General features: G+C 69.9%; 1 protein-coding gene. It reads left to right on the forward strand.

The window, feature by feature from the left end; all coding sequences use genetic code 11:
• On the forward strand, positions 1–495 hold a 495-nt coding region (locus DSY14_RS28110), incomplete at both ends, for an AMP-binding protein (RefSeq protein ID WP_211719602.1).

Here is a 495-nt window from a genome sequence, read left to right on the forward strand (position 1 = left end):
ACACCACCCTGGCCCTGCTCTACGTCTCCAACCTCATCGGCCCACCCCGCGGAGCCCGCGTCCCCGTCCGCGCCCTGGCCGCCATGCACGCCTACCACCACCACGGCCTCGGCGTCACCGACGACGACACCTACTGGAACACCGCCGACCCCGGCTCCGCCTACGGCCTCTACCACGGGCTCATCTCACCCCTGCTCGCCGGCCACAACTCCCTCGCCCTACGCGCCGGCTTCTTCGACCCCGAACTCACCCTCGACGTCCTGGGCCTCTACCAGGTCACCAACTTCGCCTCCGACCCCACCACCTACCGCACCCTGCGCGCCGCCACCAAGACCCTGCCACCCGAGATCATCGTGCAACGCCTGGCCAGCGCCGGAGAACCCCTGGCACCCGACGTCATCGACTGGGCCACCGACCTGTTCGGCATCCCCGTACGCGACCACTACGGCCAAACCGAACTCGGCTGGTGCGCCGGCATCCCCAACAACCCCGACC

The sequence above is a fragment of the Nocardiopsis sp. MG754419 genome, from assembly GCF_018207095.1.
Lineage (GTDB): Bacteria > Actinomycetota > Actinomycetes > Streptosporangiales > Streptosporangiaceae > Nocardiopsis.